General features: G+C 71.0%; 20 protein-coding genes, 1 pseudogene and 1 riboswitch. Of the genes and pseudogenes, 8 read left to right on the top strand and 13 right to left on the bottom strand.

What is annotated here, in order from left to right; genetic code table 11:
• The first annotated feature begins 136 nt into the window (after positions 1-136).
• Complete coding sequence (locus AB0D27_RS13770; RefSeq protein WP_362506800.1) at positions 137-982, top strand: HAD family hydrolase; 846 nt, start codon at positions 137-139, stop codon at positions 980-982.
• Between the two features lie 9 nt (positions 983-991).
• Here AB0D27_RS13770 and AB0D27_RS13765 read toward each other — a convergent pair whose 3' ends face one another.
• The 4 genes and pseudogenes from AB0D27_RS13765 to AB0D27_RS13750 all read right to left on the bottom strand — a co-directional run.
• Positions 992-1753: a LysM peptidoglycan-binding domain-containing protein gene (locus tag AB0D27_RS13765; protein WP_362506797.1), complete on the bottom strand. Its 762-nt coding sequence runs from the start codon at positions 1751-1753 to the stop codon at positions 992-994.
• A gap of 5 nt (positions 1754-1758) precedes the next feature.
• Positions 1759-1917: riboswitch (cyclic di-AMP (ydaO/yuaA leader) on the bottom strand.
• A gap of 269 nt (positions 1918-2186) precedes the next feature.
• Positions 2187-2516 carry a hypothetical protein gene (locus AB0D27_RS13760; protein ID WP_362506794.1) on the bottom strand — a complete coding sequence of 110 codons (330 nt, stop codon included), beginning with the start codon at positions 2514-2516 and terminating at the stop codon, positions 2187-2189.
• A gap of 33 nt (positions 2517-2549) precedes the next feature.
• A complete protein-coding gene (locus tag AB0D27_RS13755) occupies positions 2550-4565 on the bottom strand; it encodes a CocE/NonD family hydrolase (protein WP_362507034.1) in 2016 nt (671 codons plus the stop codon).
• 40 nt (positions 4566-4605) lie between these two features.
• Positions 4606-5560, bottom strand: a pseudogene (locus tag AB0D27_RS13750) (oligopeptide:H+ symporter); the annotation flags it as partial.
• A gap of 266 nt (positions 5561-5826) precedes the next feature.
• On the opposite strand from AB0D27_RS13750, the gene AB0D27_RS13745 reads away from it, so the two are divergent.
• Entirely contained in the window at positions 5827-6837 is a 1011-nt protein-coding gene (locus AB0D27_RS13745) for a polyprenyl synthetase family protein (RefSeq protein WP_362506791.1), read from the top strand.
• Positions 6838-6936: 99 nt separating this feature from the next.
• On the opposite strand, the gene AB0D27_RS13740 is transcribed toward AB0D27_RS13745, so the two are convergent.
• On the bottom strand, positions 6937-7488 hold the full coding sequence (locus tag AB0D27_RS13740) for a hypothetical protein (RefSeq protein WP_362506788.1): 552 nt from the start codon (positions 7486-7488) through the stop codon (positions 6937-6939).
• A 189-nt stretch (positions 7489-7677) separates the two neighbouring features.
• On the opposite strand from AB0D27_RS13740, the gene AB0D27_RS13735 reads away from it, so the two are divergent.
• The 4 genes from AB0D27_RS13735 (at position 7678) to AB0D27_RS13720 (ending at position 11950) form a co-directional block, all read left to right on the top strand.
• Positions 7678-8640 carry a CHRD domain-containing protein gene (locus tag AB0D27_RS13735; protein WP_362506785.1) on the top strand — a complete coding sequence of 321 codons (963 nt, stop codon included), beginning with the start codon at positions 7678-7680 and terminating at the stop codon, positions 8638-8640.
• 234 nt (positions 8641-8874) lie between these two features.
• A complete protein-coding gene (locus AB0D27_RS13730) occupies positions 8875-10083 on the top strand; it encodes a DUF2092 domain-containing protein (RefSeq protein ID WP_362506782.1) in 1209 nt (402 codons plus the stop codon).
• A gap of 27 nt (positions 10084-10110) precedes the next feature.
• Complete coding sequence (locus tag AB0D27_RS13725; RefSeq protein WP_362506779.1) at positions 10111-11076, top strand: ABC transporter ATP-binding protein; 966 nt, start codon at positions 10111-10113, stop codon at positions 11074-11076.
• Complete coding sequence (locus AB0D27_RS13720; RefSeq protein WP_362506776.1) at positions 11063-11950, top strand: ABC transporter permease; 888 nt, start codon at positions 11063-11065, stop codon at positions 11948-11950. The genes AB0D27_RS13725 and AB0D27_RS13720 overlap by 14 nt, the downstream gene beginning before the upstream one ends.
• A gap of 98 nt (positions 11951-12048) precedes the next feature.
• On the opposite strand, the gene AB0D27_RS13715 is transcribed toward AB0D27_RS13720, so the two are convergent.
• Both AB0D27_RS13715 and AB0D27_RS13710 read right to left on the bottom strand, forming a co-directional pair.
• Positions 12049-12642: an NAD(P)H-dependent oxidoreductase gene (locus AB0D27_RS13715; protein ID WP_362506773.1), complete on the bottom strand. Its 594-nt coding sequence runs from the start codon at positions 12640-12642 to the stop codon at positions 12049-12051.
• Positions 12643-12830: 188 nt separating this feature from the next.
• Positions 12831-15710, bottom strand: a complete 2880-nt coding sequence (locus tag AB0D27_RS13710; protein ID WP_362506771.1) for a hypothetical protein — start codon at positions 15708-15710, stop codon at positions 12831-12833.
• Positions 15711-15756: 46 nt separating this feature from the next.
• On the opposite strand from AB0D27_RS13710, the gene AB0D27_RS13705 reads away from it, so the two are divergent.
• Entirely contained in the window at positions 15757-16314 is a 558-nt protein-coding gene (locus AB0D27_RS13705) for a hypothetical protein (protein ID WP_362506768.1), read from the top strand.
• 5 nt (positions 16315-16319) lie between these two features.
• Here the strand turns inward: AB0D27_RS13705 and AB0D27_RS13700 are convergent, their stop codons facing one another.
• From AB0D27_RS13700 to AB0D27_RS13675, 6 genes are all read right to left on the bottom strand, one after another.
• The gene (locus AB0D27_RS13700; protein WP_362506765.1) at positions 16320-17738 is read right to left on the bottom strand and encodes a zeta toxin family protein; all 1419 of its coding nucleotides are present in this window, start codon (positions 17736-17738) and stop codon (positions 16320-16322) included.
• Positions 17735-18025, bottom strand: coding sequence for a hypothetical protein (locus AB0D27_RS13695; RefSeq protein WP_362506762.1), 291 nt, complete (start codon positions 18023-18025; stop codon positions 17735-17737). Before AB0D27_RS13695 ends, AB0D27_RS13700 begins: the two co-directional genes overlap by 4 nt.
• A gap of 28 nt (positions 18026-18053) precedes the next feature.
• Positions 18054-18419, bottom strand: a complete 366-nt coding sequence (locus AB0D27_RS13690) for a DUF4913 domain-containing protein (protein ID WP_362507031.1) — start codon at positions 18417-18419, stop codon at positions 18054-18056.
• A gap of 161 nt (positions 18420-18580) precedes the next feature.
• Positions 18581-20335, bottom strand: a complete 1755-nt coding sequence (locus tag AB0D27_RS13685) for a TraM recognition domain-containing protein (protein ID WP_362506759.1) — start codon at positions 20333-20335, stop codon at positions 18581-18583.
• Between the two features lie 203 nt (positions 20336-20538).
• Positions 20539-22041 carry an ATP/GTP-binding protein gene (locus AB0D27_RS13680; protein ID WP_362506756.1) on the bottom strand — a complete coding sequence of 501 codons (1503 nt, stop codon included), beginning with the start codon at positions 22039-22041 and terminating at the stop codon, positions 20539-20541.
• Positions 22038-23531: an SCO6880 family protein gene (locus AB0D27_RS13675; protein WP_362506753.1), complete on the bottom strand. Its 1494-nt coding sequence runs from the start codon at positions 23529-23531 to the stop codon at positions 22038-22040. The genes AB0D27_RS13680 and AB0D27_RS13675 overlap by 4 nt, the downstream gene beginning before the upstream one ends.
• Positions 23532-23916: 385 nt before the next feature.
• Here AB0D27_RS13675 and AB0D27_RS13670 point away from each other — a divergent pair.
• Positions 23917-24131 (top strand): hypothetical protein (locus tag AB0D27_RS13670; RefSeq protein WP_362506750.1); only part of this gene is annotated, 215 nt, incomplete at its 3' end.

Genomic DNA, 24131 nt, shown 5'->3' with positions numbered 1-24131 from the left:
AAGCACCGCTCTTACCGCCCGTATCGACGGATATCACCCGTACCGACCGTGTGGTGAGCGGCGTTGCTGACGGGATACCGGACGTCGTCCGGTTCACGCCGGGCCGATGAGTCGTTCGATCCGTATTCTTCGGATCATGGCCGCTCCGACTGCATATTCACTCATCGCCACTGACCTGGACGGAACGCTGCTGCGCGGCGACGACACACTCTCCGACCGGTCCCGGGCAGCGTTGGCGCGGGTGGCCGAGGCGGGCGCCCAGCATCTCGTGGTGACGGGTCGCCCCGCCCCGAGAGTGCGACCGCTGCTCGACGAACTCGGCGGTGAGGGACTGGCGGTGTGCGGCCAGGGGGCGCAGTTGTACGACGCCGGGACGGACCGTCTGCTCTGGTCGGTCACCCTGGACAGGGAGTTGGCGGAGACGGCGCTCGGCAAGATCGAGGCAGAGGTCGGGCTGCTGTACGCGGCGGTGGACCAGGACGGCGTGGACGGGCTGACGCTCATCGAGCCGGGGTACGTGATGCCGCATCCGACGTTGCCGGCGGTGCGGGTGCGGCGGCGCGACGACCTGTGGACCGAACCGATCAGCAAGGTGCTGCTCCGTCACCCGTTCCTGACCGACGACGAGTTGGCGTCGGCGGCGCGGGGAGTGGTCGGTTCGCTGGCTACGGTCACCATGTCGGGGCCCGGCACCGTCGAACTCCAGCCATGCGGCGTGACCAAGGCGACGGGCCTCGCTCTCGCCGCGGCCCACCTCGGCCTCACCCCCCGCACCACCCTCGCCTTCGGCGACATGCCCAATGACATCCCCATGTTCGACTGGGCCGCCCGTGGGATCGCCATGGCCAACGCCCACCCGGAACTCAAGGCGGTGGCCGACGAGGTGACCCTGTCGAACGAGGAGGACGGGATCGCGGTGGTGCTGGAACGGCTCTTCGGGGGCTCGGAGAGCCGGTCATCCCGGGTGAACAGCACCTCGTGAGTCGGTCGCTCAGTAGGCGCCGTTGACGTTGTCGATCGAGCCGTACTTCGCCGCCGCGTAGTTGCAGGCCGCCGTGATGTTCGCGACCGGGTCATAGGGATCCATGGCGGTGCCCGGGACGTGGTAAGCGGTGAAGGTGGGGTCGATGACCTGGAGGAGGCCCTTGGAGGGGATGCCGGCGGCGGCGTTGGAGTCCCAGTTGTTGATGGCCAGCGGGTTGCCCGAGGACTCGCGCATGACGTTGCGGTGGATACCGTCATAGCTGCCCGGGATGCCCGACTTGGCCATGATGTCCAGGGACTGCTTGATCCAGCCGTCGAGGTTGTTGGTGTACGTCTTCGCGGAGGCGGGGGTGGCGGTGGACGCGCTCGCCGACTTGGTGGCCGTGGCCGACACGGCTGTCGCCGACTTTGCGGACGTTTTGGTGGTTTTCGTACCGACCGTCAGCGTGAGGCCCGGGTGAATCAGTGTCGGGTCGTTGCCTATGACCGCGCGGTTGGCCTTGTACAGATCTTGCCAGCTGCCGGCCGTGGCGTGGTCCTTCGCGATCTTGGACAGGGTGTCGCCCGCGACCACCTTGTAGGTGACGAGCGAGACCTGCGGGACGGCGGCTTGTGCGACCTGTGCGACCTGTGTCGTCTGGGTGGCGGCGTGCGCGCCGGTCGCGCTCACGAGCGGGAGTGCGAGTGCGGCTCCGCTGGTTCCCACGGCGACCATGCCGCGGGTGAGGGGGCTGGTTCTGGGGCGGCGGTGCTTGCCTCGTCGGGCCATGACGAACGTCCTCTCCGGTGCCTGCGAGGTGAGCTGTCGGGTTCGGGCGGGAGCTGCCCGGCCGCGCGATGAGCGCGACTTCACCCCTAGCCGTTCCGGTGTCCGGATCGGCGGCTTGCCTGGGTCCCCCGCTCCTGCCGTGCGTGCGTGGGTGGGTGGGTTTCCGGGCGGCGGCAGGATTCGGCGATCCGCTCGGATCGACGTGAAGGTATGCGAGAGCACATGTCCGTAACAAGGCCGGATTTCCCGGTGAAGATCGCTTTCGCCTGATTGCGGCAGGGGTGAAACGTCCGATTGTGCCGGAATTCGATCCTCAACTTGCCTTTCGCAAAGGGGGGATCGCTGCGGGCCGCGAAACGCCCGACGCCGTCAGGCGTGACCCAATTCACGCGACCAATCCGAATCAAAGCGGCAAGCAGCGCAACTCGGGCATTTATGTTTCCAGCGTCCAGGCCGTGGAGTGCCTGGGCGGCGCCGGCCGTACCTCCCACACGGAGAGGTCCTTGTCCGGGTCGTCGTCGGGGAGGCGACCCGCGTTGGGCTCGAAGTAGAGCCCGTAGCCCCAGTATTCGGGCAGTTCGCGGCACATCGGCTCGGGATAGCCGGCGAACTTCCGCCCCTCGTATGCCCGGTTGATCCTCGCCACGGCCTCGGCGCGCGGGATTCCGAAGCGCGTGACCATCTCGTGGGCCATCTCGCGGAAGTACCCGAGCATGCCCTCGTCGAGGTCCATCAGGAATTCCTCGGTCCGCGTCCGCGCCATGACCTCAGAATCACCTACGGCACCCCCGAGTCTCTAGCCCGCCGTGCGCGGGATCCTCTTCTCCCAGGTCCGGTGGAAGACCACCTCGTCGCCGTCCCTGCAGATGACCTCGTTGGCGGTGATGAAGGCCTCGGCGTCGCAGGTGATGTCGGATGTCGTCGAGATACGGGCATCCCAGGGCAGGTCCGGGCGGTGGAAGCGGATCGACCAGGTCGAGCGGGCGCGGGCCGAAAGGGGGTCCGAGGCGTCGATCGTGTACGTCTCCAGTGCGTCCTCGGTGAATTCGAGGCCGTCGGGGTAGACGCGCGTGCCGCCGTAGCGCGGGTCCACTTCCAGGCGCCAGGTGCCGGCGGCCACGTCGCGGACGACCAGGCGTTCCGGCCGGGGCTCGTCCAGTGTGGCGGGGGAGACCACGCCCAGGGGTTCGGACTGCTCCGGCGCCTCGAAGGTGATCGGCTTCGACCCCGCCGCCGAGGATGCCGACTCCCTTGTGCGCACCGGGAGGTCCAGCGTGCTTCCGGTGGGATCCAGGGTGAAGCCCGTCTCCGAGCCCGGCTGGGGCCAGATCCAGGGCCAGTACGCCGAGGAGACGGCGAGACGGATGCGGTGCCCCGGCGGGAACGCGTAGCCGATGCTGTTCAGCTCGAAAACCACGTTCTCCGTAGAACCCTGTTTCCAGGGAACCGCCTGGTCACGGCCGTGGCGCGCTGACAGGTTCAGTACACCTCGGGTGACGAGCGTCGAGGCTCCGTCGGGGGCCACGTCGCAGAGGCGGGCGATCACCTGCCCCCGGGGAGACGAGGACGTCAGCCGCAGGTCGACCCTCGGGCGGCCCAACACCCAGGTCTCCTCCGGCACTTCGAATTCGAAGCAGGCCGACCTGGCGTCCTCCTCCCGCTGGTCCGGGGGCAGGTCCGCGTCGTTCCCCAAGGGAAAGAAGCGGCCCGCGTCCACTCCGGTGTGCTGAGGGGACCGGACGAGGACCGGAGGGCCCTGGAGCTCGTACGCGGTCGGGGTCACTGAGGGGGAGGGCCAGGCCGGGTCGCCCACCCAGCGGCCGGGGAGAGACGGGTACGTCGTCGCCGGGGGATGCGCGTCCATGACGTACGAGCGCAGGACGGGTTCCGCCATCACGCCCGTGTCGGTCTCCCGCAGCCAGTGGTCCCACCAGCGCAGCGTCTCCTGGAGGAAGCCGATCGCCGGGCCGGGCGGCAGGCCCCGGTCCGGGTACTGGTGCGACCAGGGGCCGATCAGGCCTCGTACACGGTCCGCGGGAAGGTTCTCGACCAGGCGCAGCACCGTGTCGCGGTACGGGTCGTGCCAGCCGCCGACCGCCAGCACCGCCGCCCGGATCGCGCCGTAGTCCTCGCAGACGCTGCCGTGCCGCCAATACGCGTCCCGGGTCTGGTGTGCCAGCCAGGTGTGGACGAAGGGGTCCACCGCCTCCAGGCGCTTCACCCACATGTCACGCCACATCACCTCGCCCACGTGGACGGGGTCCGGTGGGCGGGAGACGAAGGCGAGCATGGTGGCCGCCCAGGCGTGCATGTCGACGGCGAGGACGGAACCTCCCATGTAGTGCGCGTCGTTGTCATAGCGATCGTCCGTCGAGCAGACCGTGACGATCGCCTTGAGCGGCTCGGGCGCGAGGGCCGCGATCTGGAGGGAGTTGAAGCCGCCCCAGGAGATGCCGAACATGCCCACCCGGCCCGAGCACCAGGGCTGGGCTGCCAGCCAGTTGACGACTTCCACCCCGTCGGCCAGCTCGACCTCGGAGTACTCGTCCGTCGGCAAGCCCTCCGAGTTGCCGTGACCGCGCACGTCCACGCGGACGGAGGCGTAGCCGTGACCGGCGTACCAGGGGTGGCGCTGCCAGTCGCGGGGCGCGGTCCAGTCGGTGAGGCGGTACGGGAGGTACTCGAGGAGGGCCGGTACGGGCTCGTCGGTCAGCGGGCGCCAGACCCGCGCGTACAGACGGGTGCCGTCCGGTAGGGGGATGAGGACGTCCTCGTGAGCCGTCTCGTAGGGGAAGGACGTACGCATGCGCATGCTCATGGGGAGGACCTCAGTGGACGGGGTGCATCTTGTGGCGCAGCCGGCCGCGCTCCTCGGGCGTCACCCGGGGGCCGGCGAACATCAGCGCGAAGTAGACGACCGGGGCGATCACCGAGATGAGGGGGAGCAGGTCGACGAAACGGCCCACCGTCAGGGATCCGGCGGCGGCCAGGAGTACGGCCAGGAGTACGGCCAGGAGTGCGGCCAGTACGGCCAGTACGGCCACGACCAGCAGACCGCAGACGATTCCGCGGACGGCGCGGCGTCTCGCGGCCGGGACGAGGGCGAATTCCGCCGGGTGCGTGCGTCCGGCCAGGTGACGGCGACGGCGGCCCGCCACGTACGGGATCAGACCGAACGTCATACCGATCGCGGCCGCCGAGAAGCCCCAGTGCCGGCCCCTGTGGTCGCCGAGCCGGCTGGTGATGAGGGGGCCCGCGAAGGCGCCGATGTTGATCGCCATGTAGTAGATCGCCATGTAGGGGAGGGCGAAGCCGGCGTCGCGACGGTCGTCGTCGGTGCGGTAGAGCTTGCCGGCCATCGTGGCGACGTTGGGCTTGAGCAGGCCGGTGCCCGCGCTGATCAGACGCAGGCCCGTCCAGGTCGTGACGGTCGTCGGTACCGCCATGGAGTAGTGGCCGCAGGCGATCAGGATGCCGCCCCACAGGACCGCGCGGTACGAGCCGAGCGTGCGGGCGGCGAGCCGGCCGCTTGCGACGGAGAGCAGATGGACGGGCGTTCCGTACGCCGCCGACACCGATGCCGCCGACACCGATGCCGCCGTGCCCGCGGCCATGCCCATGCCGCCGTGGGGCGACGGTGTCGGGGAAGTAGAGGACCAGGATCGCCTGCATGCCGAGGAACGAGAAGCGCTCCCAGACCTCCAGGCCGGAGAGGTGCAGCAGGCCCCTGGGCCGGCCGAAGAAGGCGTGGTCGTCACCCGGAGGTGGGCGGCTGTCCGGCTCGCTCTCCACGGCGCTTCGGGACACGGGGGCCTGCCTCTTCACAAGTCGTTACATGTCCTGTCGTATCAACTGATCAAGAACATACCGCTCGTGATCGGATACCGCCCGGGCGTGCGGGGTACCTGCCGCTGGAGCGAAGTCGGCCGGGGGACGGTGGGCGCTCGTGGTGATCGAAACGTGACCGGATACGCTGACTTGAGTGATGGCAGCGACACATCGACAAACCGTGTCATCGACCGAATGATCGACCGAGTTCGCCATGTGATCGTCAGCAGACAGGAGAACCTCTCGTGACCGTCGTCGGGCCGTTCGGGCTGAGCGTGCGGGACCAGGCTCTCGAAGCCGATGTCCAGGCCGGATTGGCGGCCGTGGAAGAGGGCTTGCTCGAAGTCACCAAGAGTGAGGTCCCCTTCATCACTGAGGCCGCACAGCACCTCCTGCGGGCCGGCGGGAAGCGGTTTCGTCCGCTGCTCGTGATGCTCGCCGCGCAGTTCGGTGACCCGTACGCGCCGGGTGTCGTGCCCTCGGCCGTGGTCGTCGAGCTGACTCACCTCGCCACGCTGTACCACGACGACGTGATGGACGAGGCGGACGCGCGCCGTGGGGTGCCCAGCGCGAACAACCGCTGGGGCAACTCGGTGGCCGTCCTCACCGGTGACTTTCTCTTCGCGCGCGCCTCGCACACGCTGGCCGACCTCGGGCCCGAGGCCGTCCGGATCCAGGCCGAGGCGTTCGAACGGCTGGTGACCGGGCAGATCCTGGAGACCGCGGGGCCGCGCGACGGCCGCGATCCGGTCGATCACTACCTCGATGTGCTCAGCGGCAAGACCGGGTCGCTGGTCGCCGTCGCGTGCCGGTTCGGGGCGATGATGTCGGGGGCCGACGAGACGGTCGTGGACGTGCTGACGCAGTACGGGGAGCGGCTGGGCGTCGCCTTCCAGCTCGCGGACGACGTCCTGGACATCGCCTCCGACTCGCACGAGTCCGGGAAGACGCCGGGCACCGATCTGCGCGAGGGCATCGCGACGCTGCCGGTGCTGCGGCTGCGGGAGCGGGCGGAGCGGCTGGGGCTGGCCGAGGACATCGCGCTGTGCGAGCTGCTCGGCTCCGATCTGAGCGATGACGCCCGGCATGCCGAGGCGCTCTCCCGGCTGCGGGTGCATCCCGCGCTCGAGCAGGCGCGTCGCGACACCGTGCGGTACGCGGAGGAGGCGCGGGCGGCACTCGCTCCGCTGCGGGAGTGCGACGCGAAGGCGGCGCTGGTGGAGCTCGTTGACGCGGTGGTACACCGGGCGGGCTAATGGCCCGGCGTTCGGCCCCTCCGGCCCCCGGCGGCCCGTCCCCCGTTCGGGCCGCTTCCCTCGGTAGCCGCTTCCTCCCTCGGTAGCCGTTTCCATCCGTCAGTAGCCGCTTCCTCCCGTGCTCGTCGACGTCGTGGTTGACGCCTTCGCGCCCGTCGGTGTCACCGCGAACCAGGTCCCGTCCACTCCCTGGCCGTATGCCTCCTTGGGCTCGTCGTCCTTGGCGAAGCGGTAGAGGGGCCAGCCGGCGAGGGTCAGTTGGGTCGTGCCGTCCGTGCGCTTCACCGTCGAGACCAGGTTCTTGTCGATGCCCTTGGTGGTGATGGCGCCTTGGGTAGTGGCCGGGGGCCAGAGTTTGGCGCAGGTGTCGTAGCAGCTGACCTTCGTCGGGTGGGCGGAGTCGGCGTCGAAGCGGTAGAGGACGTAGCCCTTGCTGTCGGTCACGACGGTGCCGACTTTCTTGACGTCGGCGGTGGCAAGCGTGGCCGCTCCCACCGTGCCGCCCTTCGCGCTGGTGCCGCTGCCCGTCTTCGCGCTGGTGCCGCTGCCACCGCTGCCGCATCCGGAGAGCGTCAGTGCCAGGATCGCGGCGCCAGTGGCCGCGTATCCGGTGATGTGTCCGATGTTCGTGTTGTGCCTGGTGGCGACCATGGCGACCCTCTTGACCGTTGCCGATGACTGTCACCTATATGTACGTATTTGGTCGAGTTTCCGCTCGACCTCGGAGCGATGTGATGCAGGTCACACACTTGGATTGAGTCCAGGATCGGACTCAGTCCGTACTCATCCGTGGAAGCTGACGCAGGGGGTGTCAGCGAGATACGGGGAGACAACAGAATCATGGGATCGAACGCCACGTTCGGCACATTCAGCGCGCGTCGCAAGAGCCTGGTCCTGGGGGGTGTCGCGGTTGCCGCCGCGGTCGGTGTCGCCGCCGCAGTTGTTCCGGCGGTCGCCGACAGTGGGGGCCACAGCGGCGGTCAGAACGGCGCGACCATCCTCGCCACCAGCCTCAACGGGGCCAACGAGGTGCCCGTGCAGGGTGGCCCCGCCGTCGCTGACAAGGACGGCGCGGCACTGGAGTTCATCAAGGTCAAGGGCGACAAGGTGTCCGTCGCCGTGAGCTGGCGCGGCACCGGAAAGCCGACCATGCTCCACATCCACCAGGGCGCCAAGGGCACCAACGGCGGCGTCAAGGTCGACTTCACCAAGCTGCTCGACAAGATCAAGGGCCACCACATGGTGGGCACCGTGAAGGTCGAGGACGCCGGGCTGCTGAGCCAGCTGAAGACCGACCCCGGTTCCTTCTACGCGAATCTGCACACCGCCGAGTTCCCCAGTGGCGCCGTCCGCGGCCAGCTCCACAAGGTCACCGGCACCTTCGCGTTCCGGCACGCCCTGGACAACTTCCAGGCGTCCGTCGTCCAGGGCAAGCAGATCTACGAGTGCAAGCCCGCCGAGGGCGGCGGCTACGCCTTCGCCCAGCGGGACGTCGCGGCGCTGCTCGGCGGCGACATCGCCCACTCGTTCGTGAAGCCCAACTCCGGTACGCCGCAGTGGGTCGCGCCCGACCGCAGCGCGGTCACCGGCGCGCTGATCTCCAAGACATCGAACGGCGACAAGAACATCCCCGAACTCGACCTCAAGGCCACCCAGTCCGGCAGGCACCGCGGACTGCTGGCCGGGACGCAGGAGATCCTTCGCCTCAACACCGTGGGCGGCGTCGCTCCGGCGGGGTCCTGCTCACCGGGCACGATCGTGGGCGTTCCGTATCAGGCCGACTACGTGTTCGTGCAGCGCTGACCGGCTGACACGCGGGCGGCGCCTCCCCCAACCCCTACGGGTCGGGGGAGGCGCCGCCCTCTCACGTCATACCGCAGGAGTACACGGAGTTGAGTCCCGGGTCTGACGCTTCCTTCTGGCCGATTTGGTCAGATTGAGAGCACCACTCCTCACCGGTTCGGGTGAGAATGGCGGCTCAGGGGTGGACGAGTGCACGACGGTATGGCCGCCGCCGACGACGGAGGTAAGGCACACATGGCACCGTACGAATCCGACGACACGCTTGCCGACGAAGCCGACGACGTGCGTGCCGGCCGCCGCAAGGCCGCCCGCTACGTCGTCCCGGTCGCGGTGGTGGGGCTGGCGGCGGCGACGATCGGGCTCGTCCCGGCGCTCGCCGACTCCGGTGACCCCAACCTGCCGAAGGTCACCGCACAGCAACTCATCGAGAAGATCGCCAAGTCGGACGTCCAGCAGCTGTCCGGCACGGTCAAGATCAGCACCGACCTCGGACTGCCCAGCCTGGGCGGCCTGGAGAGCAGCTTCGCGTCGGGCGCCGCCAAGGGCGGCGGTTCGTCCGCCGATCCGTCGTCCAAGCTCATGGAGCTGGCGTCCGGCACACACACGCTGCGCGTCGCCGCCGACGGCCCGGACAAGGGCAAGGTCTCCCTCCTGGACAGCGCCGCCGAGTACAGCGTCATCCACAACGGCGACGAGGTGTGGGCATACGACAGCAAGTCGAACGAGGCCTACCACGCGACCGCGCCCAAGTCCGGGAGCCAGAAGGAGAGCCCCAAGGCGAAGCAGGAGGTCCCCTCCACTCCGAAGGAGTTCGCCGACGAGGCCCTCAAGTCCGTCGACGCCACCACCTCCGTGACCGTCGACGGCACCGCGCAGGTCGCGGGCCGTGACGCGTACAAGCTGCTCATCAAGCCGAAGCAGTCGGGCACGACGGTGGGCGCGATCAGCATCGCGGTGGACGCCAAGACGGGGCTGCCGCTGAAGTTCACGCTGACCCCGGCGAGCGGTGGCGCGGCGGTCGTGGACGCGGGCTTCACCAGGGTCGACTTCTCCAAGCCGGCCGCCTCGACGTTCGACTTCACCCCGCCGAAGGGCGCGAAGGTCACCCAGGGCGACGATCTCAAGGCCGACAAGAAGGCCCAGCCGAAGTCCGACGAGGGCCTGACCAAGGGGCTCGACGGTCTGAAGACCCTCGGCAAGGGGTGGAACTCCATCGCCGAGTTCGACACGGGCGGCCAGGGCGTGCCGTCGGGCTCGTCGTCCGGCAACGGTGACGTCTCCGGCTTCCTGAACTCCCTCGGCGACCACGTCACCGGCAAGTTCGGCTCGGGCACGGTCTTCTCGACCCGCCTGGTCAACGCGCTGATCACGGACAACGGCAAGGTGTACGCCGGTGCCGTCACCAAGGACGCGCTGGTCAAGGCGGCCAACGCGGCCCAGTAAGCCCCGTACGACGAATTGAGGGAGCCCATGGAGGAACTGTCCGCCGCGGAACCCGGCCTGGTGGACACGGTGATCGCCACCCGTGCGCTCACCAAGCGCTACCCCGGCGGACAGCTCGCCGTCGACGGCCTGGACCTGACCGTCCCGGCGGGCAGCGTCTTCGGCTTCCTCGGGCCGAACGGCTCAGGCAAGACCACCACCATCCGCATGCTGATGGGCCTGATCGAGCCGACCTCGGGCACGGCGCGGGTGCTGGGGCAGCCCATGCCCCGCGCCACCCGCGCCGTGCTCCCGCACGTCGGCGCCCTCATCGAGGGTCCCGCGCTGTACGGCTTCCTCTCCGGGCGCGACAACCTCGTCCGGTACGACGCGGCCGACCCCACCGCTGACCCGCGCACCCGGCGTGCACGCGTCGCTGCCGCCCTCGACCGGGTCGGACTCACCGCCGCGGCCGGCAAGAAGGCGAAGGCGTACTCGCTGGGGATGAAGCAGCGGCTCGGGCTCGCGGCGGCACTGCTCCAGCCCCGGCGCCTGCTCGTCCTGGACGAACCGACCAATGGACTGGATCCGCAGGGCATGCGTGAAATTCGCTCCCTCGTGAGGGCGTTGGCCTCCGACGGCACGACCGTCTTCCTCTCCTCGCATCTGCTCGACGAGATCGAGCAGGTCTGCACGCACGCGGCCGTGATGGCGCGGGGGCGGCTCATCACCCAGGGCCCGGTCGCCGACCTCGCGGCGGGTGCGCGGCGCCGACTGGTCGTGACCACCCCGGACCCGGGGGACGCGGCCCGCGTACTGAAGGAGCAGGGCGTCGCGGATCTCGTCGTGACCGAGACGGGTGTGAGTGCCGAGCCGCCGGACCGCGAACTCGCCGAACTGAACGCCGCGCTGGTCACGGCGGGCGTCCGGGTCCGCGGCTTCGGGGTCGAACGGGCCTCGCTGGAGGACGCGTTCGTGGCGCTGACGGGGGAGGGATTCGATGTCGCGGGCTGAGGTTCTGCCGAAGGCGCGTGTCGGGCGCGCGCCGAGTCCGTTGTGGACGTTCGGGCTCTTCCGCAGTGAGCTGGTCACCACTTTCCGGCGCTGGCGGACGATCGCGCTGCTCGGCGTGCTCGCGGCCGTACCCGTCCTCATCGGGATCGCCATCAAGATCGAGACGAGTGGCGGCTCGGCGGCGGGCAGAGGCGGCGGCGAAGGGCCGGCGTTCATCTCGCAGGTCACCAACAACGGCCTGTTCCTGGTGTTCACGGCGCTGGCCGCGACGCTCCCCTTCTTCCTGCCGATGGCGATCGGCGTCATCGCGGGTGACGCGATCGCGGGCGAGGCGGGCGCCGGCACCCTGCGCTATCTCCTGGTCGCCCCAGCGGGCCGCACCCGGCTGCTCCTCACCAAGTACGCCACCACGATGACGTTCTGCCTGGTCGCGACCCTGATCGTGGCGGCCTCGGCGCTCACGGTGGGAGCGCTGCTGTTCCCGCTGGGCGAGCTGACCACCATCTCCGGAACCCGGATCAGCTTCACCGAGGGGCTCGGGCGAGCGCTGCTCATCGCGTTGGTCGTCGCCGCCTCACTGATCGGTGTCGCGGCGCTCGGCCTGTTCATCTCCACGCTCACGAACAGCGGCATCGCGGCGATGGCGACGACGGTCGGCCTGCTCATCACCGTCCAGATCCTCGACCAGATACCCCAGCTCCACGCCCTCCAGCCGTACTTCTTCTCGCACTACTGGCTGTCCTTCGCCGACCTGATGCGCGACCCGGTCTACTGGGACGACCTCGCCCGCGATCTCGGCCTGCAGGCCCTGTACGCCGCCGTGTTCGGCTCGGCGGCGTGGGCCAGGTTCACGGCAAAGGACATCACCGCGTAGGACATCACCGCGTAGGACATCACCGCGTAGGACATCACCGCGTAGGACATCACCGCGTAGGACGTCGCCGCGTGGCACTCACCCGGGGGCGGACCTACTCACGTGGTGGCGGGCTCGTACGGGAAACGGGCGGGTCGCGGCTCCCGCGCGAAGAACGTCTTCGCGCGCGCCAGCGCTTCCGCGTCGTTCAGTACGTCGCCCCGCCTGCTGCCGTTGCCGAGCAGAACCCCGCCGAAGCGCATCTTCATATACGCGGCCGAGTTGTTGAGCGTGCCGATCAGCGGCTCGGCGACCTCTTGCTCCTCGTGCGCCAGCGCGGTGGCGCCCCAGAGCGTGCGACCGGCCAGGGTCGCCTTGAAGTCGATGCCGGGCGTGCGCAGCCATCCCGACCAGTAGTCCAGGTAGCGCTTGGTGAGGCCGGACACCGAGTACCAGTACAGCGGCGAGACGATCACGATGTCGGTGGCCGCGAGCGTGGCGTCGAGCAGCAGCCGCGGATTGCTCCCCGGGGGAGCGAGCAGATGGTCGCTGTCGCGTCGCAGGTCCACGAAGTCGGGCAGCGGATGATCCGCGAGGCTCAGCCAGCGTTGCCCGATGCCTTCGGGAAGTTGCTCGGCGGCCTTGCGGGCCAGCAGCTCGCTGTTGCCCTCGGCACGGCTGCTGCCGAGCAGAAACAGGAATCGGCGGTTCATGGGTCCCCCTGGGATGTGCGCGGCGAACGGCGACTACATGCGTGGACAATATATGCGTACGCATGCAGTCGTCCAGTAGGGCCCCCGGCGGGGCCCGCGAGGCCCATCCGCTCCGGGCGGCCCATCCGCTCCGGGCGGCCCATCCGCTCCGGGCGGCCGATCCGCTCCGGACCGACCGCCCGTACGGGTCAGCGCCCGGGCGCGCCGCCTGTTCCGCCCGGCTGCGGGGGCCGCTGGACGCGCGGGGGCTGCCCGGGCGAGGCGGGCCGGGGCGCCGAGCCGGGGACGGGGCCGCCGGGGGTGGCCGAACCCTGGCCGGACTGGCGTCGGGCGGCGCCCGCGACGGGGTTGGCGGGAGTGGCCGGCGCTGTACCGGCGGAGGGTGCCGTATCGGTGGTGGACGCGGATCCGCTGGATGGCGCCGAACCGCTGGAGGGCGCGGAAGCCCTCGATGGTGCCGAATCGCTGGATGGCGCGGAAGCCCTGGATGGTGCCGATCCGCCGGATGGCGCGGATCCGCTGGAGGGTGTCACCCCCGGCGTCCCCGGGGGTGCCGTGGCTTCCGGGGCTCCCGGGGCTGCCGCCGCCACCGCCGGTCTCCGCCAGCTCTCGGGTACCGACGCGTGACGTTCCACCGACCCCTCCTCCCGCGCCTGGGCGAGGCGGGTGGACTGCTGGGCCGTGGGGGCGAAGCCGGGGGCCGCGTTGCCGCTCTGGGACGGGACCTGGCGTACGGCCATGGCGCCGAGGGAGGCCTGGGTGTCGCGGGGGAAGACTTCGCGGGGCAGCTGCTGGGACGCGGCGCCGGTCACCTCGACGCGGTGCTGCCGGCCACCCGTTTCGAAGGTGACGCCGTAACCGAGGTACTGCCGGTCGTGGTCGAACATCAGGTCGCCGCGCACCTGGCCGCCCCCGGCGCGGGTCCGCTCGCCCAGTTCCTGGAGCGCCTCGGGAATCGGCGCGGTCCGGCCGAGGCTGGCCACATAAGCCTCCGCCTCCACCTGCCCCTCCCGGAACCGCGGCTTCCCGTCGGGGCCGGTGTGCATCCGCACGGCGCCGACCCGGTTGTCCGGGTGGATGTCGATCGTCAGGCGGCCGTCACCGCCGTACTCGCTGACGAAACGCTCACGCATCGCGGTGAACTGGACCTGGTTCTCCAGTGCGGGCGGCAGGTTCGGCCCGTAGATGGTGACGCGGGCCTCGGGGTCGGCCTCGAGGATGATCTCGGCGTTGGCCACGCCCGTGCCGCCCGCGCCCGCGACGAGCCAGGTCTTCGGTGACCCCTCGGCACCCACGTCAAAACGGTTCTCCGCGATCTCGTCCCCGATGAACACCCGCCCGGGCGCCGCGGCCCTGGCCTGCTCCCACTGCGCCGTCGCGTCGAGGGTCTGCAGCGCGGCCCGGGCTCCGCTCTCGGTACGCAGGGTGTCCAACGCCCCCTCCTCACGCAGCACTTGGAGTGTCTGCTGAGCACTCGTCGCCCCGGCCAGACGGCCGTGCACCGGTGAGTCGCCGGGCAGTTGTCCGCGTACGGCGTCGAGCGCCTCCGGCAGATTCACCACATCGCGGCGGTCGACGCCCGGCACCATCTCCGGCGGCAGCCCGGTGGCGACGGTCGGGGTGCCCTCGACCCTCACATAGACGTCGTCGGAGCCGTCGCCCGGCCGGATGTGCGCGTACAGGTGGCCGTCCTGCGCGGGGATCAGCCGTGCGGTCCCGTCGACGACCGGGCCGCGTACGGCGAGCTGGTCCTCCCACAGCCGCACGGCGTCACGTGGCACCCGGCCCGTCGGGTCGACGAACTGGTGGGCGTCGCCGAGCCCGGTCGCCCGCATGTCCCGTACCTGGTCGGCGGATTGCACGATGCCCTGTCCGGGGTCCAGGTGCCAGCGCCCGCGCGCGTCGACGAGCAGTGCGTCCGGGTCGCGCCCGACGAGGCTGGCGCCGCCGCCGATGACGACCTGCCGGGCCGGCCACTCGCCGTTCGCGGTGGCCTCCGCCCGCAGTTGCTCGAGGGTGGCGGCGCTCGCCCGGGTGCGCTGATCGGCCGCCTCGGCCGCCGCCGCGGCGAGTTCCTCGCGGGGGAGGGGGGTGCCGTCGGGGCGCAGGCCCGGCATGGGCTGAGCGCCGAGGGACGCCCCCAAGGGCTCGGCGTGCTCGGCCCGGGACCGGAAGGCGCGCAGCTCGGCCACATCGGCGGCGCCCAACTGCTCCATTGGTACCGCGAGTTCACGCAGCGCGTCGGTCGACAGCGGGGTCAGGTGCTGGTCGACGACGTTACGGCGGAAGTCGGCGGCCTGGAGCTCCAGTGCGTGCCGCTCGGAGCCGGCCGGTGCCTGCGGGCGCAGACCGGTGTGGTCCAGCAGGGCCGACAACTCGCCGCGGGCCTCGGCGCGTTGGCTCGCGCCGAGGGTGGCGTCGTTCATCCGGGCGGCGAGGTAGTTCAGTTCGCCGACGCGGCCCAGGTCCTCCTCCGTCAGGCTCAACCGCCGGTCGGATGCGGTGAGTTGACCCTGAGCGAGCAGATCGTCGCGGCGCGGCGCGACACCGGCGACCTCGGGGTCCCCGGCGGCCGCCCGTGCCGCCCGGTCGCGCACCGCGAGCATCTCGCCGACCTCGTGGCTCAGCGCCCGGCCCACCTGCCGGGGGTCCATTCGGTCGGAGAGCTGGACGACGTGGTGGTCGGAGGTGGTGTTGACATGCGTACGGGCGACCGTGCCGGACGGCAGCGGTACGGCGTCCACGCGCAGCGTGAGGTTTCTGCCCTGGTCGTCGGTGAGCGCGAAGAAGCGGTCGCCCGCGGCGCCGGCGCGCGGCTCGACCGAGCGCAGCCGCTCCCCGTACAGGCTCTGCACCACCATCGGCAGGGTGCTTTCCGCCTGCGCGATGACGGCAGCCTGTCGGCCGGGGTCAGGGGCCGTGCCGGTGCCCCCGGTGAAGCGGCTGCCCGCGACGTCGGTCGCGGTGATGACGGTGGGTTCCGGCCGGGCGGCAGGGCCGGTGGCATGGTCTGCGCGGGAAGCCGAGGAGGCCCGGGTGTCCCTGCGGTTGAGCGGTTCCTGATCCACTGGCACTTTCCCCCTTGGCCGGCCTCGTGGCACGTAAGATCTTGGCATGCTGATCGCCCGTTCGACGCAAGAAGCGCACCTCTACATGGACCTGCACGCGTGTGTGTGCGGGGCCGAGGGCTTCGAGCGCGAGCACCGTCTCGAAGAGCGCGACGGTGTGCTGGTCGCGGTGTACGAGGGCCCCTGCCCGAAGTGCGGCCGCACCCGCTCGTACGAGTTCCGGCTTGCTGACGAACTCCCGCCCGCACCACCGGCGTTCGGTGGCGCCGAGCCCTCCCGGATCATCGATCCCGGTGAGTTCCTGTGGATCAGTGACCAGGTCGCGACGGACACGGGGCTGCGGCTGCTGCACACGCCGCCGACCGAGCAGCGCGAGCAGCGGGTGGGCTCCGCGTTCGCGCTCGCCGCGGTGGAAGAGGTCCTCAAGTTTCTTCCGGAGGGCGCCGACCGCGTCCCCGAGGAGCTGTTCACCTCGGAGCGCGGCCGTGAGGTGTACCGCAAGAACCCCCGCCGCTTCGAGCGCGCCGAGCTCCTCGACAACCTCGCCCGCAAGCGCCGAGTCCTGGAGAGCATCGACCGCTTCAGCCCGCCTCCGGGCGCGTAGGCGGGTCACGGGGTACGAGGGGGTCGGCGCGGCGCGGGCGGGGTGATCGCGGGGGTGGTGCCGGGTGCCTTCGGCGATCGACCAGCAGCCGGTGCGGCTGCGCCGGTGCCGGACCGCAGCTTGCCGGCCGCCGAGACGCGGATGGTGGCGTCCCCTTGGCGATGGGCGGGTGGGGAGTTGGGGACGGCCGCCGGTGAGGAGTTGGGGCCGGGAGCCGGGGAAGAGGCCAGCTCGGCAGCCGGGGAGATGCGGAGTCCCGGGCGCGGGGAGGAGCTGAGTCCCGGAGCCGGGGAGGTGCGGAGTTCCGGAGCTGGGGAGGAGCTGAGTCCCGGAGCCGTGGAGGTGCGGAGTTCCGGAGCTGGGGAGGTGCGGAGTTCCGGAGCTGGGGAGGTGCGGAGTTCCGGATTCGGGGAGGTGCGGAGTCCCGGATTCGGGGAGGAGCTGAGTCCCGGATTCGGGGAGGAGCTGAGCCCCGAAGTCGGGGAGGAGCTGAGCCCCCGGGAAGAAGGTCCCGTACGCGCTCCCCGTGCGGGGAAGTCCCCCCGTTCCGAGGTGATCAACCCCGTGGCCAGCCCGCCCGCGACCAGCTTCTCCGCGTTCTCGCGGCCGATCGAGAAGCCGCGGCCGGATGTGCTCTGGGCGTAGAGGTCCTTGATCATGGCCTCGGGGGCCATACGGCCGCCGTACCAGTCGCGCCCGGCGTCGAAGTCGGTGCGGCCGTGCTGCCAGCGGCTCGCGTTCTGCGCGAGGCACTGTTCGACGGGGACCTCGACCGACAGCAGGACGCGCTTGTCGTAGCCGCCGGTGCGCAGATCGCCGAGGAGTTTCTCGTTCCAGCGCTGGTCGCGCAGGGTCGCGTCGTAGAGGAGGTTGTAGCCCTCTGAACGCGCCCACTGCTCGAAGGTCCCCTGCAGATAGGCCGACTCGCGATGCGTGAGCGAGGCCATCTCGGAGGGTGACAGCCGTAGACCGCCCGACAACTCATGGGCACGCGGCGGCAGTTGAGGCGCCCCACCGTGCTCGAACACCGCCACCTTGAACTCGTCCGGGTCCAGCACCACGTAGTCGCGTACGTCGATGCCGTGCACCTCGTTCAGCGCGTGCCCCAGCTCGTCGTCGCGCCCCTGCCACTCGGCAAGCCCGCGCAGCGCGCCGCCCTTGCCCGCTCCGGGTGCCCCGGCGGTGAGCAGCGCCGCGTGACCGTCGCGTGGCAGGCCGGCGCAGCGCGCCTTGAAGTCCTCGAGGACCGTGGCGTGCAGGCGCTCACGCTCGGGCGTCCACAGCGCCCCGTGCCGGAACCGGCTGAACGTGTCACCGTCCCCCGGAGCGAGATCGCCCCCGGCCGACATCCGGGTCTGCAACTCCCGGTACAACGCGCGGTATTCAGGTCTGAGCCCCGCCTCCGGCCCGTCGCCCGGGGTCACGGCAGCCGCCGCTCTCCCTCGTCGATCCGGCGCTGGATCTCCTCGACGTCCTCGCGGGTCAGCTGCCCGAGCAGCCGCGCCGTGGCGACCACGGAGAGGGTGTTGTCCTGGTGGGTCGGCTCGGGATGGCCCTCGTCCAGCCCCTCTTCCGCCTCGAAGGGCCAGGCGGCGACGGTCGCGATCATCTGCTCACGTTCGACGAATCCGGCGGAGTAGAGGCCGAGGTAGGCGCGCAGGGACGGTGCGGGTTCGTCTGCCGACGTGCCGTTCGCGGGGGTCTCGTTCATGTGCGGGAGTATTCCTCGTCTTCCTCGTCTACCAGAGGCTGGTTTCGTACGGATCCGGCTCGGGCTGCTCGGAGGCGGCGACGGCGTCCTCGTACGACTCGACCGTCGGTGGCGTCTTCGGGCGGTGGCTGCCCGCCTTGCAGCCGGCGAACGGGCCGTGCGGCGAGCGGAGTTCGGTGAGCACGGGCCCGAGGTGGTCCCGGTGCCAGATGGCGGGTCCGGACGCGCCCGCGGCCGGGTCGGTGTGCTCCTGCCAGGCCAGCCACAGACCGTGCAGCCGGGCCACCGCCTCCAGGTGCTCCCACCACCGCGGGCACCAGGGCTGCTGCGAGGTGACCTCGCGGCCGTAGACGGGGAGCAGCAAGTCAGCCACCCAGACGGCTAGTTGGCGCATCTCGTCGGCGTACTCACGGCCGTCGAGATAGAGGATGAACGGCGGGGCAGCCGGCTGCTCCGTCTCGTCTGTGTGCTCCGTGTGCTCCGTGTGCTCGGTGTGCTCCGAGTGGTCTAGGTGGCTGGAGTGGTCTGGGTGGTCTGTGTGGTCCGTCGCGGTCGTCATCGGATGGTGATCCCTTCAGCGGCGCGGGCGGTGATGGCCCTGACCTCGGCCTGCGCCGCGGTCGCGATACGGTCGGCGCCAGGTTCGGCGTACCAGGGGCGCAGTCTGACCAGCGCGGGTTTGATGCCGGTGGCCAGGAGCAGCGCGGTGCCCTTGGGCAGGGCGCGGATGCGGTCGGCGGGCAGGATGCGCTCCAGGCGGTACGAGGTCGAACGGGACCGGCCGTCCTTGCTCTTGGACCAGCTGACCGTCGACACGTCGTGCTCGCCGACCAGCCGGGAGATCTTCTCCACGAAGTCGGCGTCGTCCAGGCCCGCGCCGAGCAGCTTGATCGTGGCGGCCGACCAGAGCGCGTCCATGCCGGCCTCGCCCCACACCCGGGCGCCTTGCCGGTAGCTCTGCAACAGCGTCACGATGTTGATGCCGCGTGAGCCGAAGTGCGAGTACAGATCGGGGAGATCGGAGATCCGGCAGACGTTGGCGGCCTCGTCGAGTACTGCCGTCATCGGCGGTTCGAGCCGTCCGCCCATCCGCTCCGCCGCGACGACTCCCGCACGCAGGACGGAGTCCGCCGCCGCCGCGATGACTCCGGCCGCCGAGCCGCCGCCGTCCTTGGACAGGAGGTAGAGCGTGTCGGTGGACAGGACGTGCCGGTCGGGGATGAACTGCGCCAGCTCCGGATCCGGTGTCACCCACGCCGCGATCGACGGGTCGAGCAGACAGGCCACGCACTGGCGGGCCGTCTCGTAGATGCCGTCCCGGGTCTCCACCGCGCCTTGCATGGTGCCCTGCAACTGGTCCGCCAGGGCCGCCATTCCGGCGTCCCGCAGCAGGTCGACGGGCGTACGGTCCGCCGGGTCGGCCAGCCACGCCAGCACCTCGCCGATCTGCCGCCCGCCGCGCTGGGCCGCGTGGAAGAGGGCGGTCAGGGTGTTCTGGGCTGCCGAGATCCAGAAGTCGCGGCGGGACGCGTCGTCGTTGACCGCGCCCACGAAGTGGCCGGCGAGGCGGCGGGCGCCCTCGATCGTCGCGGCGTCGGCGAGCATGTCCCACCACAGGGCGCGGGGTGTGTGGGCGATGCGCTGGGGATCGAACGTCCAGACCCGGCCCACGCGTTCGCGTTCCGCGCGCGTGACGCTGTACACGTCCGCCTTGTTCGACGTCAGCAGGACGCTGCCGCGGGCCCGCAGGACGCGCGGTACCGCGATGCTCGTGGACTTGCCCGCGCGGGGGGCCATCAGGTCCAGCTCCACGTCCTCGTAACTGGAGCGGAGCTCGGGGCCGCCGGGCTCCAGGTTGCCCAGCAGGTTCCCGGTGTCGTCCGGTGTGATCTTTCCCAACTTGGCCAGTACAGGGCGGAGTTGGGACGCCCGCTGGGCGGCGCCCTTGGGGAGGAGGCCGGCCAGTTCCTTGCGGCCGGCCAAGCCGGTGGGTTTGGCCAGGCGGCGTCGTACGAGGGTGAGGAGTACGACGATGACTGCTACGACCGTGCCGAAGACGGCCGCCATGCCGGCCGTGACCGCCGTCGCCGACGCCGTCGGCCACACCGTGTCCGGGCCCTCCTTCACCAGCCTCGACAGCGTTGACAGCCCGAACGGCGGCGGGTTCCAGCCCGCGCCGCTCACCGCCGCGCCGATCGTTCCGCCGAGCCAGGCCCCGACGAACAGGATGCCGACGAGGAACGCCGCGCCCGGCACGATCCAGGGGAGGAAGTCCTCCCCGCTGCGCTGACTCTTACGTGTACTGCTCATCTGTGGTCCCCCGGTTGATGGTTTTCGCCCCCGCCCCCGCCCCCGCCGCCGCCCCCACCCGTCCCGTCCTTGGGGGCTCCGCCCCGATTCAGCCCGTCCGGCGTTTGAGGACGAGCGCGAAGCGCGATAGGGGGTCTGGGGGGCGAAGCCCCCGAGGTACGGGACGGGTAGGGGCGGAGGGGGCGAAAGAAGCCCCGGCACGCTCACCGCGGCTTGGAGAGCGACGGTTTCTCCGCCTCCGACCAGCGGGTGTTGGTGTTGTGCAGCGCCCGCTCGGTGTCGGTGATGGACACCTTGATCGGGATGCCGGGGCGTCCGCCGACCTTGATCAGGAAGCGTCCACGCCCGGGTGGTTCCTCGTTCCCGCCGGTGCTCGCCCACCCCGGCGGCGACGACCACGACGACACGAGTTCGATCTCCCGCTCGGACATCCCCACGATCTCGCCGAGCTCCCTCATCTCCGTACGCGGCAGCCCGGCACAGACGACCATCCCCGCCCGCTCCACGAACCCGCGTGCCTTGGCACGGTCGGCCTCGCTCCCCAGCGCCTCGGCGTCCTTCAACGTGTGCGTGATCTTCGCGTCCCCCAGGCCGAGCGACCGGTTGAGCCGGGTCAGCGCGTCGATCCGCTCGACGATCCCGGAGGCGGCCCGCAGCGGGCGCCACAGCTCGTCGAGGACGGTGAAGAACCACCGCTGCGGCGCGAGTCCGGCGTCCGCGAGCGCGTGCGCGGCGGCCACCGTGCCGAGCCCGTCCGACCAGGCGGCCAGCATCGCGGCGGCGGTCAGCTGCGTGTCCGCCTCGCCGATACGGGAGATGTCCACGCACACGGCGGGCGAGGCCGGGTCGATACGGGTGGAGGTCTCGGTGGCGAAGGTGTCGCCGAGGGGGCCGTCCAGCACGCCCAGCAGGGAGCGGTGCAGGGGGTCCACGGCCTCCTGGTAGCGGGCCACGTTCCCACGGTCCAGCGTCACCGCCCGGACCCGGTCGGGACCCTCGTCCAGCACCTTCAGCAGATCCGGCAGCAGCGGTGCCCGGCCCGGCTTCGTACGCTCGGCAAGGTGGTGCAGACAGGCGGAGAGCACCGACTGCTCGTGGTCGTCCATGGGGCGCCCCCGGACGATCGTGATCAGTGCGGCGACCATGTTCAGGACGCGGCCGTGCGCCTCGGCGGCGAGCACCCGGCCGCGTTCGCCCCCGATCCGCACCGCCGCCTCGCCCATCGCGCCCGGGTCGAGGACGTTGATGCCCCCGACGCCACGGCCGATGGAGATCACCTGGCCGCCCAACGCCCGTACGGTGTCGGCGTAGTCGGGCTTCAGGTCGCCGAGCACCAGCGGGGTGATGCCCGTTGCCGCCATCCCGATCAGCATGCGGTTGACGAGGGTCGACTTGCCAAGGCCCGGCATGCCGAGCATGAACAGGGACGGGTTGGAGATGTAACGGGCCCGGGTGAACCAGGAGATGGGGTCGCCGCAGACCGTCGCCCCGGTGTGCAGGTGCTGGCCCAGCGGGACCCCGGTCATCGGCGCGCCGGAGCCCGCCGCGAACGGCCAGAGGCCGCAGGCCTGGACCGTGGTCGCCCGCCACATCGACGGCGGGTCGACGTGGCCGACCTGGCCGCCGCCGGGGCCGTACCAGCCGCGGGGTGGGGCGACGGGAGGCTTGGTGCCGGGCCTGGTGCCGCTGGTCGACTGCCTGTTCACAGTGCCTCCCTGAGCTGGTACGGGACGAGGGTGTGCTCCCACGGCAGCAGGCCTACCGGCAGCGTGCAGGTGAAGGCCGAGGCCTGCATCCGGTCCGCGGGGCGCATCAGGACGCGGGACGACGCCTGCAGGTTGCGTACGGTGATGCCCGCGTCCTGCAACCGCTCCTCGTCGTCGACGGTGACCGTCACCATCAGCGAGAACTCCACGAGCCCCGCGCCCGCCGCCTCCTCGGCCGCCGTCTGCTCGGCGGCCTGCATCTCCGAACTGGCCCGCGCCTGTACGAGACCGCGGCGCGAGCCCGCCATGAAGTGGGCGGAGCGGCGGTCGGACTCCACGATGCGGGCGGAGGTCGCCGGGTCGATGGGGCGGTAGATGAGGGAGACCCGCTTGCGGCGGGTGCCGGGCGCGGGTTCCAGCAGGCCGCGCAGGACGCTCGAGCGCACTGTGCCGCGCGGCGCCAGCGTCAGCATCCAGGTGCGGGAGACTCCCGAGTCGTGCTTGTACGCCGTGACGGTCTCGACGGCCGCCGCGGGGCCCGCGTCGTTCCACTCCAGGCCGGTGGTGGCGTGTTCGGCGCGGGCGCTGAGTACATCGGGGGCGATGGCGGGGTCGTACGCCACCCGGACGATCTCGGCGAGGCGCTCGGCCGCGAGCGGGTAGGCGCTGCCGCCGCCCGCCGCGACGAGGCCGGACAGCAGGCCCGGCAGGCGCATCGACAGGTCGGTGATGATGTCGTCCGTGTCGCGCTTGGGGCCGCCTGTTGGGCCGTAGGTCAGGGCGATGTACGTGTGCATCTCGGAGGATGCCGACGGGTAGCGGTCGACCACCTCCTCCATTACCGCGCGGGCCGCGGCGGGGGCGGTGGGGGAGATGCGGGGGAGTACCTCGGCGGCCAGTCGGGTGCCGGTGTCGGGGGCCGTTTCCACGACGACCTGGGCGCCGCGGAGGCCCGGCTCGTGCGAGAGGCGGGCGAGCCAGTCGCCCCAGGACGCCACCCAGATGTCGACCTGCTGGGGGTCGACGAGGGAGCCGCCGTCCGGCTCGCAGGCCAGGACCACGGTGTACAGGCCGCGGCCGGGGTGGTGCAGTACGCCGAAGGAGCGGTTGTAGGCGTCGCGGCCCTCGTACATCTTGGTGCGGGCGAGCAGGCCGGGGGGCTGGTAGCGGCCGCCGGGGCGCTTGGAGAGGGGGCCGGAGACGTAGGTGTGGGAGCCGTTGGCCTTGCGCCTCATCCAGCCGAGGCGGAGCGCGAGGACCTGGTAGACGTTGCGGCCGTCTACCGTGCGGAGGGCGAGCGGGGCGAGGAAGAGGCCTACCGGGACCAGCACCGTGATCGCGGCGGCGAGGGAGACCAGGGACGCCAGTAGCGCCACCAGGAGTCCGCCGAAGGCTACGACGGTGCCTAGCAGGCCCAGGGGGCCTAGGCCGGGGCGGCGGGGCCTGCGCCAGTTCCCGTACGTGGGACGCGTCATGGCGTCGGTGGACATGGGTTCCTTCTTCCTTCCGGTGGGTGGGTCGCCCACGGGGTGGGGGGCGCCCACGGGGTGTGTGGGTCGGAGCCGCGCCGGTACATCCGCCCGCATCCGGACGGATCGGCTGTGGGCTGGGAGGTGCTGTCTTCTTTGGATCCGTCCGGATGCGGGCATTCGATGTACCGACACGGCCCCTTCCGTGCGTCCGCGGGTGCGGTCCGGTGGGGGTTTTGCGTGTGCCCACGCCCCTTCCGTGCGTGGGCGGGTGCTGCCCGGTGGGGGTTGCGTGTGGCGCACGGCCCCTGCGTGCGTGGGCGGCAGCGGCCCGGTGGGGATTTGCGTGTGCCGCGCGCCCCTTCCGTGCGGGGGCGGGTGTTGCCCGGTGGGGGTTCTACTGGTTGTGGCCCTTCATGCCGTCGTTGTCGTCCAGGGAGTTGGCTACTTCGGAGGCTGCGGCTACGCCCGTTTGCACGGCTACCGCGGCAGCCTGGACCGCCAGGGCCGCGCCGCCCGTGGCCGCGCCCGCGATCAGTCCCGCCCCGTGGACCGGATCCGCGTCGTCGACGACGGCAGCATCAACAAGTCGACGAACACCCTGATCACCTACGACGCCAC

It is taken from the genome of Streptomyces sp. NPDC048415, from assembly GCF_040651675.1.
Taxonomy (GTDB): domain Bacteria; phylum Actinomycetota; class Actinomycetes; order Streptomycetales; family Streptomycetaceae; genus Streptomyces.
This window is presented reverse-complemented; position numbering and strand designations above follow the sequence as displayed.

What these genes read in the sequence shown, in the direction of transcription:
- AB0D27_RS13770 (WP_362506800.1), top strand. Translation starts at nt 137, where the DNA reads ATGGCCGCTCCGACTGCATATTCACTCATCGCCACTGACCTGGACGGA.
- AB0D27_RS13765 (WP_362506797.1), bottom strand. Translation starts at nt 1,753, where the DNA reads ATGGCCCGACGAGGCAAGCACCGCCGCCCCAGAACCAGCCCCCTCACC.
- AB0D27_RS13760 (WP_362506794.1), bottom strand. Translation starts at nt 2,516, where the DNA reads ATGGCGCGGACGCGGACCGAGGAATTCCTGATGGACCTCGACGAGGGC.
- AB0D27_RS13755 (WP_362507034.1), bottom strand. Translation starts at nt 4,565, where the DNA reads ATGCGCATGCGTACGTCCTTCCCCTACGAGACGGCTCACGAGGACGTC.
- AB0D27_RS13740 (WP_362506788.1), bottom strand. Translation starts at nt 7,488, where the DNA reads ATGGTCGCCACCAGGCACAACACGAACATCGGACACATCACCGGATAC.
- AB0D27_RS13735 (WP_362506785.1), top strand. Translation starts at nt 7,678, where the DNA reads ATGGGATCGAACGCCACGTTCGGCACATTCAGCGCGCGTCGCAAGAGC.
- AB0D27_RS13730 (WP_362506782.1), top strand. Translation starts at nt 8,875, where the DNA reads ATGGCACCGTACGAATCCGACGACACGCTTGCCGACGAAGCCGACGAC.
- AB0D27_RS13725 (WP_362506779.1), top strand. Translation starts at nt 10,111, where the DNA reads ATGGAGGAACTGTCCGCCGCGGAACCCGGCCTGGTGGACACGGTGATC.
- AB0D27_RS13720 (WP_362506776.1), top strand. Translation starts at nt 11,063, where the DNA reads ATGTCGCGGGCTGAGGTTCTGCCGAAGGCGCGTGTCGGGCGCGCGCCG.
- AB0D27_RS13715 (WP_362506773.1), bottom strand. Translation starts at nt 12,642, where the DNA reads ATGAACCGCCGATTCCTGTTTCTGCTCGGCAGCAGCCGTGCCGAGGGC.
- AB0D27_RS13705 (WP_362506768.1), top strand. Translation starts at nt 15,757, where the DNA reads ATGCTGATCGCCCGTTCGACGCAAGAAGCGCACCTCTACATGGACCTG.
- AB0D27_RS13695 (WP_362506762.1), bottom strand. Translation starts at nt 18,025, where the DNA reads ATGAACGAGACCCCCGCGAACGGCACGTCGGCAGACGAACCCGCACCG.
- AB0D27_RS13690 (WP_362507031.1), bottom strand. Translation starts at nt 18,419, where the DNA reads ATGCGCCAACTAGCCGTCTGGGTGGCTGACTTGCTGCTCCCCGTCTAC.
- AB0D27_RS13685 (WP_362506759.1), bottom strand. Translation starts at nt 20,335, where the DNA reads ATGAGCAGTACACGTAAGAGTCAGCGCAGCGGGGAGGACTTCCTCCCC.
- AB0D27_RS13675 (WP_362506753.1), bottom strand. Translation starts at nt 23,531, where the DNA reads ATGTCCACCGACGCCATGACGCGTCCCACGTACGGGAACTGGCGCAGG.